Annotated in this window: 13 protein-coding genes and 1 pseudogene; 10 read left to right on the top strand and 4 right to left on the bottom strand. The window is 61.5% G+C overall.

Features of this window, described 5'->3' with window-relative positions; translation table 11 throughout:
• Positions 1-171: 171 nt before the first annotated feature.
• The 3 genes from hpaE to GYB81_RS08905 are packed head-to-tail and all read right to left on the bottom strand — an operon-like array spanning position 172 to position 3078.
• Positions 172-1632 (bottom strand): 5-carboxymethyl-2-hydroxymuconate semialdehyde dehydrogenase, encoded by a 1461-nt coding sequence (gene hpaE, locus GYB81_RS08915; protein WP_161867697.1) that lies wholly within the window; start codon positions 1630-1632, stop codon positions 172-174.
• Positions 1633-1652: 20 nt separating this feature from the next.
• Entirely contained in the window at positions 1653-2420 is a 768-nt protein-coding gene (locus GYB81_RS08910; protein ID WP_161867696.1) for a fumarylacetoacetate hydrolase family protein, read from the bottom strand.
• 10 nt (positions 2421-2430) lie between these two features.
• Entirely contained in the window at positions 2431-3078 is a 648-nt protein-coding gene (locus tag GYB81_RS08905; protein ID WP_161867695.1) for a fumarylacetoacetate hydrolase family protein, read from the bottom strand.
• A 314-nt stretch (positions 3079-3392) separates the two neighbouring features.
• Between GYB81_RS08905 and hpaR the strand changes: the two genes are divergently transcribed.
• The 6 genes and pseudogenes from hpaR to feaR all read left to right on the top strand — a co-directional run bounded on the left by hpaR (position 3393) and on the right by feaR (position 8623).
• Complete coding sequence (hpaR, locus tag GYB81_RS08900; protein ID WP_161867694.1) at positions 3393-3815, top strand: homoprotocatechuate degradation operon regulator HpaR; 423 nt, start codon at positions 3393-3395, stop codon at positions 3813-3815.
• A gap of 6 nt (positions 3816-3821) precedes the next feature.
• Positions 3822-4733, top strand: coding sequence for a 4-hydroxyphenylacetate catabolism regulatory protein HpaA (gene hpaA, locus GYB81_RS08895; protein ID WP_161867693.1), 912 nt, complete (start codon positions 3822-3824; stop codon positions 4731-4733).
• Positions 4734-4821: 88 nt separating this feature from the next.
• Complete coding sequence (locus GYB81_RS08890) at positions 4822-5796, top strand: LysR family transcriptional regulator (RefSeq protein ID WP_161867692.1); 975 nt, start codon at positions 4822-4824, stop codon at positions 5794-5796.
• A gap of 108 nt (positions 5797-5904) precedes the next feature.
• Complete coding sequence (locus GYB81_RS08885; RefSeq protein ID WP_161867691.1) at positions 5905-7329, top strand: pyridoxal phosphate-dependent decarboxylase family protein; 1425 nt, start codon at positions 5905-5907, stop codon at positions 7327-7329.
• Between the two features lie 93 nt (positions 7330-7422).
• Positions 7423-7524 (top strand): annotated as a pseudogene (locus GYB81_RS08880) (hypothetical protein); the annotation flags it as partial.
• A 151-nt stretch (positions 7525-7675) separates the two neighbouring features.
• On the top strand, positions 7676-8623 hold the full coding sequence (feaR, locus tag GYB81_RS08875) for a transcriptional regulator FeaR (RefSeq protein ID WP_161867690.1): 948 nt from the start codon (positions 7676-7678) through the stop codon (positions 8621-8623).
• A 47-nt stretch (positions 8624-8670) separates the two neighbouring features.
• Here feaR and GYB81_RS08870 read toward each other — a convergent pair whose 3' ends face one another.
• Positions 8671-9924 carry an OprD family porin gene (locus GYB81_RS08870; RefSeq protein ID WP_161867689.1) on the bottom strand — a complete coding sequence of 418 codons (1254 nt, stop codon included), beginning with the start codon at positions 9922-9924 and terminating at the stop codon, positions 8671-8673.
• Between the two features lie 340 nt (positions 9925-10264).
• Here GYB81_RS08870 and GYB81_RS08865 point away from each other — a divergent pair, with 340 nt between their 5' ends.
• From GYB81_RS08865 to GYB81_RS08850, 4 genes are read left to right on the top strand one after another with little or no spacing between them, the layout of a single operon-like run.
• Positions 10265-11287 carry a TRAP transporter substrate-binding protein gene (locus GYB81_RS08865; protein ID WP_161867688.1) on the top strand — a complete coding sequence of 341 codons (1023 nt, stop codon included), beginning with the start codon at positions 10265-10267 and terminating at the stop codon, positions 11285-11287.
• An 8-nt stretch (positions 11288-11295) separates the two neighbouring features.
• On the top strand, positions 11296-11829 hold the full coding sequence (locus GYB81_RS08860) for a TRAP transporter small permease (RefSeq protein ID WP_161867687.1): 534 nt from the start codon (positions 11296-11298) through the stop codon (positions 11827-11829).
• Positions 11826-13148, top strand: a complete 1323-nt coding sequence (locus tag GYB81_RS08855) for a TRAP transporter large permease (protein ID WP_161867686.1) — start codon at positions 11826-11828, stop codon at positions 13146-13148. Before GYB81_RS08860 ends, GYB81_RS08855 begins: the two co-directional genes overlap by 4 nt.
• A gap of 57 nt (positions 13149-13205) precedes the next feature.
• Positions 13206-14390: a Bcr/CflA family multidrug efflux MFS transporter gene (locus tag GYB81_RS08850; RefSeq protein WP_161867685.1), complete on the top strand. Its 1185-nt coding sequence runs from the start codon at positions 13206-13208 to the stop codon at positions 14388-14390.
• Positions 14391-14400: the final 10 nt, after the last annotated feature.

The following is a 14400-nucleotide window of genomic DNA, read 5'->3' as shown; positions in this document are numbered from 1 at the left end:
GCCGGTCTGACGGCGCTTTCGTGCTTGATTGTGGTTGTTCGCACGTCCGGCAAAAATCGTGTTCCGCTTCTAGTATCCCCCTCCGGCTGGGCGGAGGGGGAGCTCCAGCTCATTGTCCGCCCGTGCAGGCCGTTGCGGCTAAGGCAACGGCGGGACGGCGCGAACGGCTTTTCAGACGCCCCAGCGCGGAATGTGGTGGCTGCCCATGGAGATGCACACGTTCTTGATCTCGGCGAACACCTCGAAGCTGTACTCGCCGCCTTCGCGGCCGGTACCCGAGCCCTTGACCCCGCCGAACGGCTGGCGCAGGTCGCGCACGTTCTGGCTGTTGATGAACACCATGCCGGCTTCGATGCCGCGAGCCAGACGGTGGGCCTTGCCGATGTCCTGGGTCCAGATGTACGAGGCCAGGCCGTACTCGGTGTCGTTGGCGAGTTTCAGCGCTTCGGCTTCATCCTTGAACTTGATCAGGCAGGCCACCGGGCCAAAGATTTCTTCCTGAGCGATGCGCATGCGGTTGTCGACATCGGCGAACACGGTCGGCTGGATGAACTGACCCTTGGCCAGATGCGCCGGCAGGTTCGCCGGGCGCTCCAGGCCGCCAGCGACCAGATTGGCGCCTTCCTCGATACCGATCTTGATGTAGCCGGTAACCTTGTCGTAGTGCGCCTGGGTGATCATCGAGCCGACCTGGGTCTTCGGATCGGTCGGGTCACCGACGATCAGGCGCTTGGCGCGTGTGGCGAATTCAGCGACGAACTGGTCGTAGACGGTTTCCTGAATGAAGATCCGGCTGCCTGCAGTGCAGCGTTCGCCATTGAGCGAGAAGATGGTGAACAGCGCAGCGTCGAGCGCGCGGTCCAGATCGGCGTCGTCGAAGATCAACACCGGACTCTTGCCGCCCAGCTCCATGGAGTACTTCTTCAACCCGGCGGTCTGCATGATCTTGCGTCCGGTGGCGGTGCCGCCGGTGAAGGAGATCGCACGCACGTCCGGGTGACGTACCAGGGCGTCACCTGCGGTCGCGCCATAACCTTGAACCACATTCAGTACGCCCGGCGGAATGCCGGCCTCCAGTGCCAGGCGGCCCAGCTCGTTGGCGGTCAGCGGCGACAGCTCGCTCATCTTCAGTACCGCGGTGTTGCCCAGTGCCAGGCAGGGGGCGGTCTTCCAGGTGGCGGTCATGAACGGCACGTTCCACGGCGATACCAGGCCACACACGCCTACCGGTTGGTACAGGGTGTAGTTGAGCATCTGGTCGTCGACCGGGTAGCTGTGACCGTCCATGCGTGTGCACACTTCGGCGAAGAAGTCGAAGTTGTGCGAGGCGCGCGGAATCAGCACGTTCTTGGTCTGGTGGATCGGCAGGCCGGTGTCGAGGGTTTCCAGTTCGGCCAGCTTCGGCACGTTCTGGTCGATCAGTTCACCCAGCTTGCGCATCAGCTTGGCGCGTTCCTTGGCCGGCGTGTTGGCCCACTTGGGGAAGGCTTCCTTTGCCGCGGCCACGGCCAGGTTGATTTCCTCGGCGCCACCGCTGGCGACTTCGCCGATGGCTTCGGTGGTGGCCGGGTTGTAGTTGGTGAAAGTCTCTTTGCTCTCGACTTCCTTGCCGTTGATCCAGTGCTTGATCATCTTGTTTGCCTCGTGTTTTTTCACTTGCCGCGTGCGGCGAAGAATTCGGATTCGCTGACGATGCGGTTGACCAGGCGGCCAACACCTTCCACTTCCACCACCACTTCATCGCCCGGCACCACATCGGCCAGGCCTTCCGGCGTGCCGGTGGCGATCATGTCGCCCGGCTGCAGGGTCATGAAGCTGGAGAAGTATTCGATCAGGTAGGGAATGTCGAAGATCATGTCCGCGGTGGTGCCTTCCTGCTTCAACTCGCCGTTGATCCAGGTGCGCAGCTTGAGCTTCGACGGATCAGCCACGTCGGCGGCGTCGACCATCCACGGACCGACCGGCGTGGTGCAGTCGCGGTTCTTCACCCGCAGGTTGGGGCGGTAGTAGTTTTCCAGGTAGTCGCGGATGGCGTAGTCGTTGCAGACGGTGTAGCCGGCCAGGTACTGCAGGGCGTCTTCGCGCTTGACGTTCTTTGCCGGCTTGCCGATCACGGCCACCAGTTCGCACTCGTAGTGCATGTACTTGACGTTGTCCGGGCGCCAGGTCACCTGGTTGTGACCGGTGTAGGTGCCGGGCGACTTGATGAAGGCCAAGGGTTCGGTTGGCGCCTTGAAGGCCAGTTCGGCTGCGTGGTCGGCGTAGTTCAGGCCGAGGGCGAACATGCTGCCTTCGGCAGGCGGCAGCCACTCGACGTCAGCTTCAGCGAGCAGGCGACCATCGGCCAGGCGTACGGCGTTGTCCGCCTCGACGGTAACGGCGTGAATCTGGTTTTCGTAGCGAATACGGGCGTGTTTCATGCTGCTCTCCTTATTCCGCCACGATGTGGTTGGTCAGGCGGCCAAGACCGCTGATTTCGACGATCACTTCATCGCCCGGCTGCACGTCGACGCGGCCTTCCGGCGTGCCGGTGATCAGCACATCGCCTTCATGCAGGGTCATGAACTCGCTGAGCTCCGCGATCAGGCGCGGGATGCTGCGCACGAAATTGGCCGTGGTGTTTTCCTGACGAACCTCGCCATTGACCCACAGCTTCAAGGTCAGATCGTGCGGGTCGTTCAGCTCGACCACTTCGTCGCTCAGGGCGCAGAAACCGTCGCGACATTTGGCCTTGACCGCGGGGCGGTAGTAGCTCTCTTCCGGCAGGCTGAATTCGTTGACGATCACATAGCCGGCGACATGGGTCAGGGCATCCTGCTCAGCCACTCGGCTGGCGGTCTTGCCGATCACCACACCCAGCGCCGGACCGGGTTGCAGGCGTTCGCCGGCAGGTGCGACCACTGCCTGGCCGTCGCCGTTGCGGGTGTTGGGGGTCTTGATGAACAGCACCGGTTTGACCGGAGGTTTCTGGTAAGGCGGCTCGTTGAATTCGGCCAGACGGCTTTCCAGTAGGCCTTTGTAGTTCAGCGCAATGCCGAACAGGGTGCCAGTGGCTACTTCGCTAGCGGCGTGGGGCATGCTTCACTCCTGGATCGGGCGGGAGTCCCAGTTCATAGAGGCTGGTGGTGCCGGAGGGGCATGGTCACCAGCTGATAGTTAACATGCTAATGTTATAATTAATATGTTAACGATGGTCAAGTCATGGTCTCTACCGCGTCTCAAACCTGCGCTCATTAAACGGTTCTTCGTCCGACATTTATTGTCTGGGACTGCCAGCATGCTTGTTCGGGATTGCCAGAGCGCAGGCGCCCTCTACGCGGCGTTTGCGTCTGTCGGCGAGAAATTGTTTAAATTCCTATCTATTTCATCGTCACCGAAGAGTTAACCCGTCCATGGCCGATCCCCGTCCCTCATTGACTCTGACCCTGTTGCAGGCTCGCGAAGCGGCCATGGGATTTTTTCGTCCCTCGCTCAACCAGCAGGGGTTGACCGAACAGCAGTGGAGGATCATTCGGATCCTGCGCCAGTTCGGTGAAATGGAGATTCACCAGTTGGCCAGTCAGGCCTGCATTCTCAAACCGAGCATGACCGGTGTGCTGGCGCGCATGGAGCGCGATGGTGTGGTGCGTCGCTGGAAATCACCGCACGATCAGCGTCGCGTCTTCGTTGGCCTGACCGAGCGGGGGCAGCAGTGTTTCGTGTCGATGAGCGACGACATGGAGCGCAACTACCAGCGTATCCTCGAGCAGTTCGGCGCCGAGAAGCTTCAGCAGTTGCTGGGCTTGCTCAACGAGCTCAAGCAGATCAAACCCTGATCGACGATGGCGACCCAATCGCCCATTCCCAACATCGACATCGGCCAGGTCTACGACCAGCGCTATGCGGATGCCGAGGTGCATTACGATGCGCTGGGTAAGCTCGCCGACTTCTTTGGGCGCAATATGCCGGTGCACCGGCACGACCGTTTCTTCCAGGTGCATTACGTCAACAGCGGGGTCGTGCGCGTGTACCTGGACGACCAGCGCTATCATCAGCAGGGACCGATGTTCTTCCTGACGCCACCGACCTTTCCTCACGCGTTCGTGACCGACGCCGACAGCGACGGGCACGTGCTCACGGTGCGTCAGGAGCTGGTCTGGCCTCTGCTGGAAGGCCATCAGGGGTTGGCCCATGGGCCGCAAATCGCCCCCATGTGCGTGGCCATCGGCGAGCTGGATGAGCACTATGCCGGTGAGGTTAGGCGCCTGAACCTGTTGTTCGACGAACTGCGCAGCGAGTTCACCGATGACCGGCCTGGCCGCAGGCTGAGCCTGGTGGCGCTGACCCGGTTGATCTTCATCAGCCTGTTACGCCTGTCTGCCCGGTCGATCCAGGCGCAGCCGGCGCGTAGCGAGGACCTGCAGATCTTCCAGCGCTTCAATGCCCTGATCGAAGCGCACTACCAGGCGCACTGGTCGCTGGAGCGCTACGCCGCGCAGTTGGGGGTGACCGAGGCGCGGCTCAACGATGTCTGCCGGCGTATCGCCGATCTGCCGTCCAAGCGTCTCGTATTCGACCGGCTCATGCAGGAAGCCAAGCGCCTGCTGCTGTTCACTGGCAGTTCAGTCAACGAGATCTGCTATCAGCTGGGCTTCAAGGACCCTGCCTACTTCAGTCGCTTCTTCACGCGCAATGCAAGGTTTACACCGGGTGAGTACCGCATGAGCCGAGGTGAGGGAAGTGGACGGCCATGAATGTTGGCTGCACGGGCATGAAGCCCTTTTGGAGCGGAGCGGTGCGGGATGAGCTGCAGCGCTGCATATCGATGAGGCAGGCCAATCCATGAACGCTCAGTTTTCAACGCTCAGCCTGTCGCTGCTGCGTACTCTCGATACTTTGCTGGAACTGCGGAACCTCAGCCATGCGGCGCTGCGCCTCGATAGCAGTCAGTCCGTGCTCAGTCGCCACTTGGCTCATCTGCGAGAGGCCTTTGGCGATCCGCTGCTGGTCCGGCAGGGACGGACCTACGTTTTGACGGCTCGTGCCGAAGCGCTGATCGCGCCGCTCAAGCAGGTCATCGTCGACCTCGAAGCCTTGAGCGATCCGGAGCGCTTCGCGCCCGAGGACTGCACACGGACCTTCAGGCTGGCGGCGTCGGACTATATCGCCGAACACATGCTGCCCATTCTGATCAAGCGCCTGCAGACGGTGGCGCCCAAGGTCTCGATCGAGTACCTGACCTGGCAGCCCACGCGCTTCGATCTGTTGGCTGGTGGCGAACTCGATCTGGTGACCACCATGCTCGATGATGCGCCGGCCGAACTGCATGGCCGAATGCTCGGGGAAGATCGCCCGGTCTGCGTGATGGGCAGAGATCATCCGCTGAGCGGTATGCCGCTGAGTGAGGCGCAATTTCTGAGCTGCGCGCATGTGTGCATTTCCGGTGGCGGCGACAAGGACAGTTTCGTCGACAAGTATCTGAAACAAACCGGCCGCCGCCGGGAGATTCGTCTGCAGGTGCCTTTCTATGCCGCGGCGATGCAGGTGATCAGCGACAGCCGCATGCTGGTCACCTTGCCCGAGCATATAGCCGTAAGGCTGGCCACGCAGTATCCGGTGACGTGGAGCCCGCTGCCCTTTATCGAGCACAGACACCGCTATTGGGTGCTCTGGCATCGTCGTACCCAGCATGCCCCGGCACACCGGTGGTTTCGCAATCTGGTCTACGAGCTTTGGCAGGAGTCACAGTTCGGTATCCATTGCTATGCGAGCGATGGTGAGCACGGGTGTGTCCAGAAGTATGCGCAGACGCCATAGCAGCTATGCGGGTGTGACCGTTCTTGCATGGGCAGTGCCTCGATAGACTCCAGCGTATCGACCGGGCGCAACGTTCGGCGTACGTGAACCAGGATCAGGAGAGCACGCATGACCCCAGAAGAGTTTCGCAAGTATGGCCACCAGCTGATCGACCGCATCGCTGACTACCGCAGCGGCGTGGCCGAACTGCCGGTGATGGCCCAGGTCAGGCCCGGAGAGCTAAGAGATGCTCTGCCGATTTCCGCCCCGCAGCAAGCCGAGCCCTTCGAGACGGTGCTGAGCGATCTCGACCGCCTGATCATGCCGGGTCTGTCCCATTGGCAGCATCCGGGCTTCTTTGGTTACTTCCCCTCCAATGGGAGTCTGGCCTCGGTGCTGGGTGACTACCTGAGCACCGGCCTTGGCGTGCTTGGCCTGTCATGGCAATCGAGCCCGGCCCTGACCGAACTGGAGGAAATCAGCGTCGATTGGGTGCGGCAAATGGTCGGTTTGTCCGATGCCTTCAGCGGCGTGATTCAAGACACGGCCTCGACAAGCACGCTGGTGGCGCTGATCTGTGCACGTGAAAAGGCTTCGAACTATGCGCTGGTCAAAGGTGGGTTGCAGGCGCAACAGCGGCCGCTGATGATCTACACCTCCGCCCATGCGCACAGTTCGGTGGACAAGGCTGCATTGCTGGCCGGTTTCGGCAAGGACAACATTCGCTACATCGAAACCGACGCCAGTTATGCCATGTGCCCCGAGGCACTGGCCGCGGCCATCGCCCGTGACATAGCCGACGGTCTTACGCCCTGTGCTGTGGTGGCGACCACAGGCACCACCACGACCACGGCGGTTGATCCTATTGACGCCATTGGCCAGATCACCAGCGAGCATGGCATCTGGCTGCACGTCGACTCGGCCATGGCCGGCTCCGCGATGATCCTGCCCGAATGCCGCTGGATGTGGGAGGGCATCGAGCGGGCCGACTCCATCGTAGTCAACGCGCACAAGTGGTTGGGAGTGGCGTTCGATTGTTCGTTGTACTTCGTCCGCGATCCGCAGCACCTCATCCGGGTGATGAGCACCAACCCAAGCTACCTACGCTCCAGTGTCGACGATGAAGTCAAGAATCTGCGCGACTGGGGTATCCCTCTGGGGCGCAGGTTCCGCGCTCTCAAGCTCTGGTTCCTTCTGCGCAGTGAAGGCATCGAGGGGCTCCAGCAGCGTCTGCGCCGGGATCTGGACAATGCTCAGTGGCTGGCCGAGCAGATTCGCCCGCATGACGATTGGGCTGTCCTCGCGCCAGTCAACCTGCAGACGCTGTGCATCCGCCATCAACCGGCTGGCCTGAGTGGCGAAGCCCTGGACCTGCACACGCAACGCTGGGCCGATGCGCTCAATCGCTCCGGTCTCGCCTACGTCACTCCGGCCACGCTCGACGGGCGCTGGATGGTGCGCATCTCCATCGGTGCGTTGCCAACCGAGCGCCAGCATGTGGCCGCGCTCTGGGAGCAGATCCAGCGCGCCGCATCCGACAGTCTTCTGTCCTGACCTTCGGTCAATTCAGCGTCCCCTTCCGGGCGACGTATGCATATGAGTGATGGGCAGCTTCGCTTCTGAAGCTGCCCCTTATCCGTTCTTTACCTGCTTGCGGCGCCTCGCTCGCGCCGGGGCTTCATCCTCGCTGCAACCGGCTCGGCCGTGGGTCTGGGCAATATCTGGAAATTCCCTTACATCACCGGCGAGTAGGGTGGTGGCGCCTTCGCGCTGTCGGCCATCACTGAAGGCCCGTAGCTCTATTGGGGCGCGGATCTGAAATTTTGTGCCACAGAGGTTAATTGCGGGCATTTAGATAACATGTTAATTACATGGGCAGTTAGAGAGCGGTGGAGACCCCATGTCGTCGAATACCACAACGGCGAGCGCCGTCGAAGGTTGGCGCGCTTGCATGCGTGACGTCTGCGGCGAATTTTATGTGCAGCCTTCCAGACAGCATTCACTGTTCATCGGCGACGTTGGAAAGCAGGAGCTCGATGGGCTGGAGATCGCCAGGATCCGCACGAATGCCGGCTTGCTGAGGCGTCATCCGCGTTCCTCGTACGTCAATGATGATCGTCACTGTTTCCTGGTCCTGCAGCGCTCCGGCCGGCAGATCGTCCGTCAGGGCGAGCGAAGCCTGGAGCTGGCGCCAGGGGACCTGGCTCTGATCGACTCTGCCTTGCCCTTCGAGATCGAGCCGAAGGGACTGATCGACAATATCTCCATTCATTTGGCCCGGGACGAGGTGCGTCGGCGTGTGGCAGGGCGTTCGCTGTTCGGTAAGTTGTCGGGCACGAGCAATGCCTGCCGCCTGCTGACCGCGCTGATCCAGCCAATTCAGGATGACGATCTTCGCTTCTGCGCGTTGCCCGGCGAGGGCCGGGCGTTGCAAGGTGCGCTGATTGCCTTGATGGCGCCGGCCTTCGAGCTGGGCGAGCAAGGCATGCCTCCGGCCAGCGTGCTATGCGAGCCTTCGGGGCTTTACGCGTTGGCGCTGCAGTTGATCGACAGTTCGCTGCAGGACTGCGACTTCGGCCCGGTGAGGCTGGCCGAACGTCTCGGCGTATCGGTACGGCGCCTGTATCGCCTGTTCGAAGCTGAAGGCCAGAGTGTCTGTCGGGTCATTCAGCGCTGTCGTTTGCAGCGCTCGGCCGAAGAGCTGGCGGCCGGCGCCAGTGCCGCCGGGCCGATCACGCAGGTGGCATTCAAATGGGGCTTCGTTGACGCTGCGCACTTCAGCCGTGCTTTTCGCCGTCAGTTCGGCATGTCGCCGCGTGAGTACCGGGCGCAGGCTGCCGTTCAGTAGTGTGAGGGGCCCGGCTTGGCTGCGTGACCAGCCGGGCTGCTTGCGTGCTACAGCAGGGATAGGGTGTAGCTGAGTATCACCCGGTTCTCGTCGATGTCCACGGCGCCGGGGCCTGTAACCTGGCCGGCGCGATAGGTCACGTTACGCAGGTGCACGCGCAGGCCTTTGAGACTGCTGTCCTGAAAGGTGTAAACCAGGTCGCTGTTGCGCTCCCACTCCCTGCCATCCTTACCCGCCGCGCTTTCGATGTTGTAGCCGCTGATGTAGCGAGTCATGAACGCCAGGCCGGGAATGCCCAGGCCGGCGAAGTCATAGTCGTAGCGCAGTTGCCAGGCGTCCTCGTTCTGCCGATTGAAGGTCCAGTAAGTGGACAGATTGGTGCTGTACGGGTCGGCGCCGGGGATCAGGCCGAGCACCGAATCGCCGGACATGCGCTGGAACCCGGCGGCGAATTTATGGGCCCCGGCACCCAGGGTGAACATGCCGTTGAGGAAATGATTGCTGCCGACCCCGCTGGCATCGTAGTCGGTTCGGAAGTAACGCAGGTCGCTGCGCAGGCTGAGGCCCTCGCCCAGCGGTAAAGTGTGCACCAGGCCGGTGAAGTGCTGTTTGTAGGTGTTGTCGTAGCGCCCGTAGTAGTAGCTGGCGGTCAGTTGTGGGGTGATGGTGTAGCTACCGCCGAGCAGATCGAAATTGTCGATGTCGCCGGGAAAGCCCTGGCGGTGGCTTTGATCGCGCAGGTTGTACTGGTTGAGGCGACCGGCATGCAGTGTCAGGCCCTCTATCTCCTGCGAGGTGATCAGGCCACCGCTATAGGTGCCTGGCAGCAGACGGGTATTGTTGTACTGCACGATTGGCAGTGTGGGCTGCAGGGTGCCCAGGTGCAGGGTGCTCCTGGAGATTCGGGCCTTGGCGGTAACCCCCAGCTCGCTGTAGTCATCCACCGGGCTGCCATCGCGTTCCAGCGGGAGCATGCCGATGCCGCCGCCGCCACTGGCGCCGTTGACACGGCCCTTGCCTGAATCCAGGCGCACGCCGAGCAGGCCGACCATATCCACCCCCAAACCGACCGTTCCCTCGGTGTAGCCGGATTCCAGGCGGGCGATGAAGCCCTGGGCCCAGACTTCACCGTAGGAGGTGGCGGTGCCTGGCTCACGGTAGTCGCGGTTGAGGTACATGTTGCGCAGTTCGAGACTGGCCTTGCTGTCGTCCAGCAGGGCGGCGAAGGCGCTGCCGCTGGCTATCCACGAACCGGCGAGTAGGCACGAGAGGCGTGCCAGTGAAGGTGCTTTTCGAGTCATTGTTGTTATCTCTGAGGCCATGTTGATGCCCTCTGCTCTACGGCTACGGAACAGAGTAGGCGGGCAGAACCTAGCATTGTATTAACATGTTAACAATGATTTAGGGTTATTGGTCGTTAACTGAAGTTGCGGCATAAAGGCGATTTTTGAAGTTAATTTGCTGATTCTAAAAGGAATTATCCTGGTTGTTGGCCAGGATTGGTCATCGTCAGCGGCCGCTAGGCGATGCTGGCGATTGACATTGTTCATAAATTAATTAGCTTATTAACGTAAAGCTGCTTCACCCAGACCTGCGCCCTGCCACCGGTGCATGGTTAAAACAACAAAACGGAGCTACCGCATGAAATTCCTCAACTCTGCCATGCTGTGCGTGGCACTGAGCACTGCTGCCACCTGTGCCCAGGCACAGACCATTACCCTGAAGATCGCTCACTTCCTTCCGTCGACTTCCAATGCTCAGGCCAACATCATCGAGCCCTGGTGTGCGCAACTGAGCGAGGAGTCCGCGGGCCGCATCCAGTGTCAGATCTACCCGTCGATGCAATTGGGCGGTACCCCGGCGAAGCTGGCGGACATGGCGCGTAATGGCGTAGCAGACATCGTCTGGACCGCTCCGGCCTATTCCGCCGGCAAGTTCCCGCGAGTCGAGGCGCTTGAGCTGCCCTTCGTCCTGCCCTATGGCGGCAAGGCCGGTAACGCCATCATCTGGGATTACTACGAGCAGTACGCCAAGGACGACTTCAAGGGCTACAAGGTGCTGGTGGTGCATGGCGACGGCGGCATGAGCCTGCACACGCGGGGCAAGCAGGTAAGTGCGCTGGCCGATCTCAACGGGCTGAAGTTGCGCGCATCCAGCCGTACCGCTGCGAAAACCATCGAAAGCCTGGGGGCGACGCCGGTGAGCATGCCGCCAGCGCAGATGACCGAGGCCATTTCCAAGGGCGTAGTCGACGGTGCGCTGGCGGCCTGGGAGGTGGTGCCGGCGACGAAACTGGATGAAGTCACCCAGTTCCATAGTGTCACTCCAGAAGGTCAGCCAGCCTTCGGCTACACCGTGCTGACCATGCTGATGAACCAGCGCAAGTTCGACAGCCTGCCGGCCGATCTGCAACAGGTCATCGAGCGTAACAGTGGCAAGGCGTTGTCCGAGCGTTTCGGCGAGGCGTGGGACAAGGCAACTGCGGCGGCCGAGGCGGCCACGCCTGAGGCCGGCCTGGTGCGCATCGAAGACGCTGCCTATGCCGAGATGCAACGCGCCTCGGCCAGCGCCATCGAGCAGTGGATCAGCGAGGCCGACGGCAAGAACCTGGACGGTAAGGCGCTGGTCGACGGCGTGCGCAATCTGGCTGCTGGTAAGCGGTAATCCTGATCATGAACGAGTCGTTGTCTTTCGACAGCAGTTCGCCCGCAGGTCACGGTCGTCTGTACCGTGCCCTCTACTATCCGGCCCAGGGCTTTGCCCTGGCCGGTGGCATGCTGCTGCTATTGCTCATTGGCATGTCGCTGGTTTCCATCGTCGGCCGCAAGCTGTTGTCAGCCCCCATTCGGGGTGATATCGAACTGATGGAAATCGGTTCCGCCATCGCCATTGCCGCGTTCCTGCCGCTATGCGAACTGCGTGGTGCGCATATCAAGGTGGATGCTTTCACTTTGCGCATTTCCAGCTCATTACGGCGTCTGCTGGACACCTTCGCCCATCTCGCCTGTCTGCTCGTGGCGTTGGTACTGGCCTGGCGCACGGGCCTGCAGATGCTCGACAGCCTCGAATATGGCGATGTTTCCACGCTGCTGTCGGTTCCGCTGTGGATCCCGCTGCTGTTTATAGTGCCCAGCCTGCTGCTCTTGGCTCTGTGTGCCCTGGCGCGTGTGTTCGAACTGTATCATCGCCACGGAGGTCGTCCATGAGCGGTCTGAGTCTCGGCCTGATCGCGCTGGCCATCACCCTGACCTTGCTGGTGCTGCGCGTACACATCGGCATCACCATGCTGGTCGGCGGCGCCGCCTGCTTCTGGGCGGTCAATGATGGCGACCTCTCGGCATTGCTGTTCACGCTCAACAATCTTGTCTACTCGCGCCTGTCCAACTACGACCTGGCGGTGATTCCGCTATTCGTGCTGATGGGCCAGTTCGCTACTCATGGCGGGCTGTCGCGGGCCATTTTCCGCTGCGCGGCGGCGTTCATCGGTCATTGGCGTGGTGGCATGGGCATGTCCGCGATTGGCGCCTGTGCGGGTTTCGGTGCGATTTGTGGTTCTTCGCTGGCGACCTCGGCCACCATGAGCCATGTCGCATTGCCCGAGCTGCGTCGTTACAACTATTCCGGACGCCTGGCCACGGCCACCGTGGCGGCTGGCGGTACCCTGGGCATCCTCATTCCGCCTTCGGTGCCGTTGATCATCTATGCCGTGCTGACTCAGGAATCTATCGCCAGCCTGTTCGTTGCCGCGGTGGTTCCTGGCTTGATTGCGGTAGTCGGTTACATGCTGGTACTGCGCATCATGGTGGCACGCGAAGGGCACCATGAGCATGAACAGGCCAAGGCCAGTCCGACCGAACGGCTAAAGGCCTTCGCCAGCGTAGTGCCTGTGATCGGCGTATTCATCGTGGTGATCGTCGGTATCTATGGCGGCTGGTCGAATCCTACCGAAGCAGCCTCCATCGGTGCTGCCGCCTGTGGTCTGCTCGCCATCTTCCAGGGCGGTATGCGCTGGGCAGGGGTTCGCGCGAGCTTGCTGGGGACAGCCGAGACCACGGCGATGATCTTTCTGGTGCTACTGGGGGCCGACCTGCTCAACTCCGGCCTAGCCCTGACGCAGATGCCGGCGGAACTGGCGGCCTGGGTGCTGGAAAGCGGCCTGCAGCCAATGTTGGTGCTCATCGCCATTTTGCTGTTGTACCTGGTGCTGGGCATGGTGATGGACTCGTTGGCAATGATCCTGCTGACCATCCCGATCTTCTATCCGGTGATCATGGGCCTGGACTTCTTCGGCATGAGTCAGGTGGACAAGTCGATCTGGTTCGGGATTCTTGCCCTGATGGTGGTGGAAATCGGTCTGATCACGCCACCGATGGGCATGAACTTGCTGATCGTCCAGCGCACCGCAGGCAACGTGCCACTGATGGAAACCGCGCGTGGCGTGATTCCTTTTTTGTGCTCGGATCTGCTGCGCATCGTGCTGCTGGTGGCCTTTCCCGGCCTCAGTCTCTGGCTGCTGTCTCTCTGATCTGCACGCCGTTTCTTGGCCGCCTGCGGGCGGCCTTTCATTTTTTGCGGAGCCAATATGTCGTTCGTCGATAAACCGCGGCGCCTGATCGTTCTGCTGGCCGCTCTAGTAGCCTTTGGTCCCTTGTCGATCGACATGTATCTGCCCAGCCTGCCATTGATCGCCAGCAGTCTTGAGGCGAGTGAAGGTCGCGTGCAGCTCAGCATCAGCCTGTTCCTGGCCGGGTTCAGCATGGGCATGCTGTTCTATGGCCCGCTGTCCGATCGCTACGGCCGACGCCGCTTGCTTCTGGGAGGCATCGTGCTGTACATCTTCGCCAGTCTGGGCTGCGCGCTGGCAGCCAGTGTCGAGCAACTGCTGCTCTGGCGGGTATTGCAGGCATTCGGAGGTGCGGCGGCTTCGGTATTGGGGCGCGTCATCGTGCGTGACCTCTTTCCGCTCAACGATGCGGCACGCGTGCTATCGCTGATGCAGCAGGTAACCATGATCGCCACGCTGCTGGCTCCGATACTCGGCAGCTATCTGATCCTGTTGGAGGGCTGGCGAGCGGTATTCATCTTCCTGCTGGTGTTTGCTGGCGTGTGTCTGGTGCTGGTGCTCTGGCGCATACCAGAGACGCATCCGCTGGTTGCTCGCGGAACATCGGTGCTCAATGCCTTCCGCGCCTACGGCGAGATTGCCCGGCAGCCCCAGGCTCTCGGTTACATTCTGTGCATGGGCCTGGCTTTTGGCGGCATGTTCGCCTTCATCACCGCTTCACCTTTCGTCTATATCCAGTACTTCAGCGTTTCTGCGCAGCACTATGCCTGGCTGTTCGCGCTCAACATCGCCGGCATCATGATCATGAGTTTTATCAATGCGCGGATGGTCGGGCGGCTTGGGGCGCAACGCATGGTGTGCCTTGGCGCAGCAGTTGCGCTGCTCTCCGGATTGGCGCTGCTGGCTGTCACGGCTGGCGGTAGGGGAACACCGACTGCGTTGGTGCTGTGCCTGTTGGTGTACGTCAGTGTCACGGGGATGCTCGGCGCCAATTGTCTGGCCTGTCTGATGGCGCTCTTCCCGCGTCAGGCGGGGGCCGCGGCCGGCCTGGCGGTGGCGTCGCAGTTCGCCATCGGCACCTTGTGCAGCGCCCTGGTCGGTGCGCTGTACGACGGTACACCCTGGCCAATGGCGCTGGTGGTCGGTCTTTCGGGAATGGGAGTGATGCTGGCCTACCGTTTGAGCCAGCTTCGCCCAGCCTAGAAGGTCTGCA

The sequence above is a fragment of the Pseudomonas yangonensis genome, assembly GCF_009932725.1.
GTDB lineage: Bacteria > Pseudomonadota > Gammaproteobacteria > Pseudomonadales > Pseudomonadaceae > Aquipseudomonas > Aquipseudomonas yangonensis.
This window is presented reverse-complemented; position numbering and strand designations above follow the sequence as displayed.

Excerpts from the sequence above, each read along its gene's own strand:
- hpaE (WP_161867697.1), bottom strand. The coding sequence starts at position 1,632 with ATGATCAAGCACTGGATCAACGGCAAGGAAGTCGAGAGCAAAGAGACT.
- GYB81_RS08910 (WP_161867696.1), bottom strand. The coding sequence starts at position 2,420 with ATGAAACACGCCCGTATTCGCTACGAAAACCAGATTCACGCCGTTACC.
- GYB81_RS08905 (WP_161867695.1), bottom strand. The coding sequence starts at position 3,078 with ATGCCCCACGCCGCTAGCGAAGTAGCCACTGGCACCCTGTTCGGCATT.
- hpaR (WP_161867694.1), top strand. The coding sequence starts at position 3,393 with ATGGCCGATCCCCGTCCCTCATTGACTCTGACCCTGTTGCAGGCTCGC.
- hpaA (WP_161867693.1), top strand. The coding sequence starts at position 3,822 with ATGGCGACCCAATCGCCCATTCCCAACATCGACATCGGCCAGGTCTAC.
- GYB81_RS08890 (WP_161867692.1), top strand. The coding sequence starts at position 4,822 with ATGAACGCTCAGTTTTCAACGCTCAGCCTGTCGCTGCTGCGTACTCTC.
- GYB81_RS08885 (WP_161867691.1), top strand. The coding sequence starts at position 5,905 with ATGACCCCAGAAGAGTTTCGCAAGTATGGCCACCAGCTGATCGACCGC.
- feaR (WP_161867690.1), top strand. The coding sequence starts at position 7,676 with ATGTCGTCGAATACCACAACGGCGAGCGCCGTCGAAGGTTGGCGCGCT.
- GYB81_RS08870 (WP_161867689.1), bottom strand. The coding sequence starts at position 9,924 with ATGACTCGAAAAGCACCTTCACTGGCACGCCTCTCGTGCCTACTCGCC.
- GYB81_RS08865 (WP_161867688.1), top strand. The coding sequence starts at position 10,265 with ATGAAATTCCTCAACTCTGCCATGCTGTGCGTGGCACTGAGCACTGCT.
- GYB81_RS08860 (WP_161867687.1), top strand. The coding sequence starts at position 11,296 with ATGAACGAGTCGTTGTCTTTCGACAGCAGTTCGCCCGCAGGTCACGGT.
- GYB81_RS08855 (WP_161867686.1), top strand. The coding sequence starts at position 11,826 with ATGAGCGGTCTGAGTCTCGGCCTGATCGCGCTGGCCATCACCCTGACC.
- GYB81_RS08850 (WP_161867685.1), top strand. The coding sequence starts at position 13,206 with ATGTCGTTCGTCGATAAACCGCGGCGCCTGATCGTTCTGCTGGCCGCT.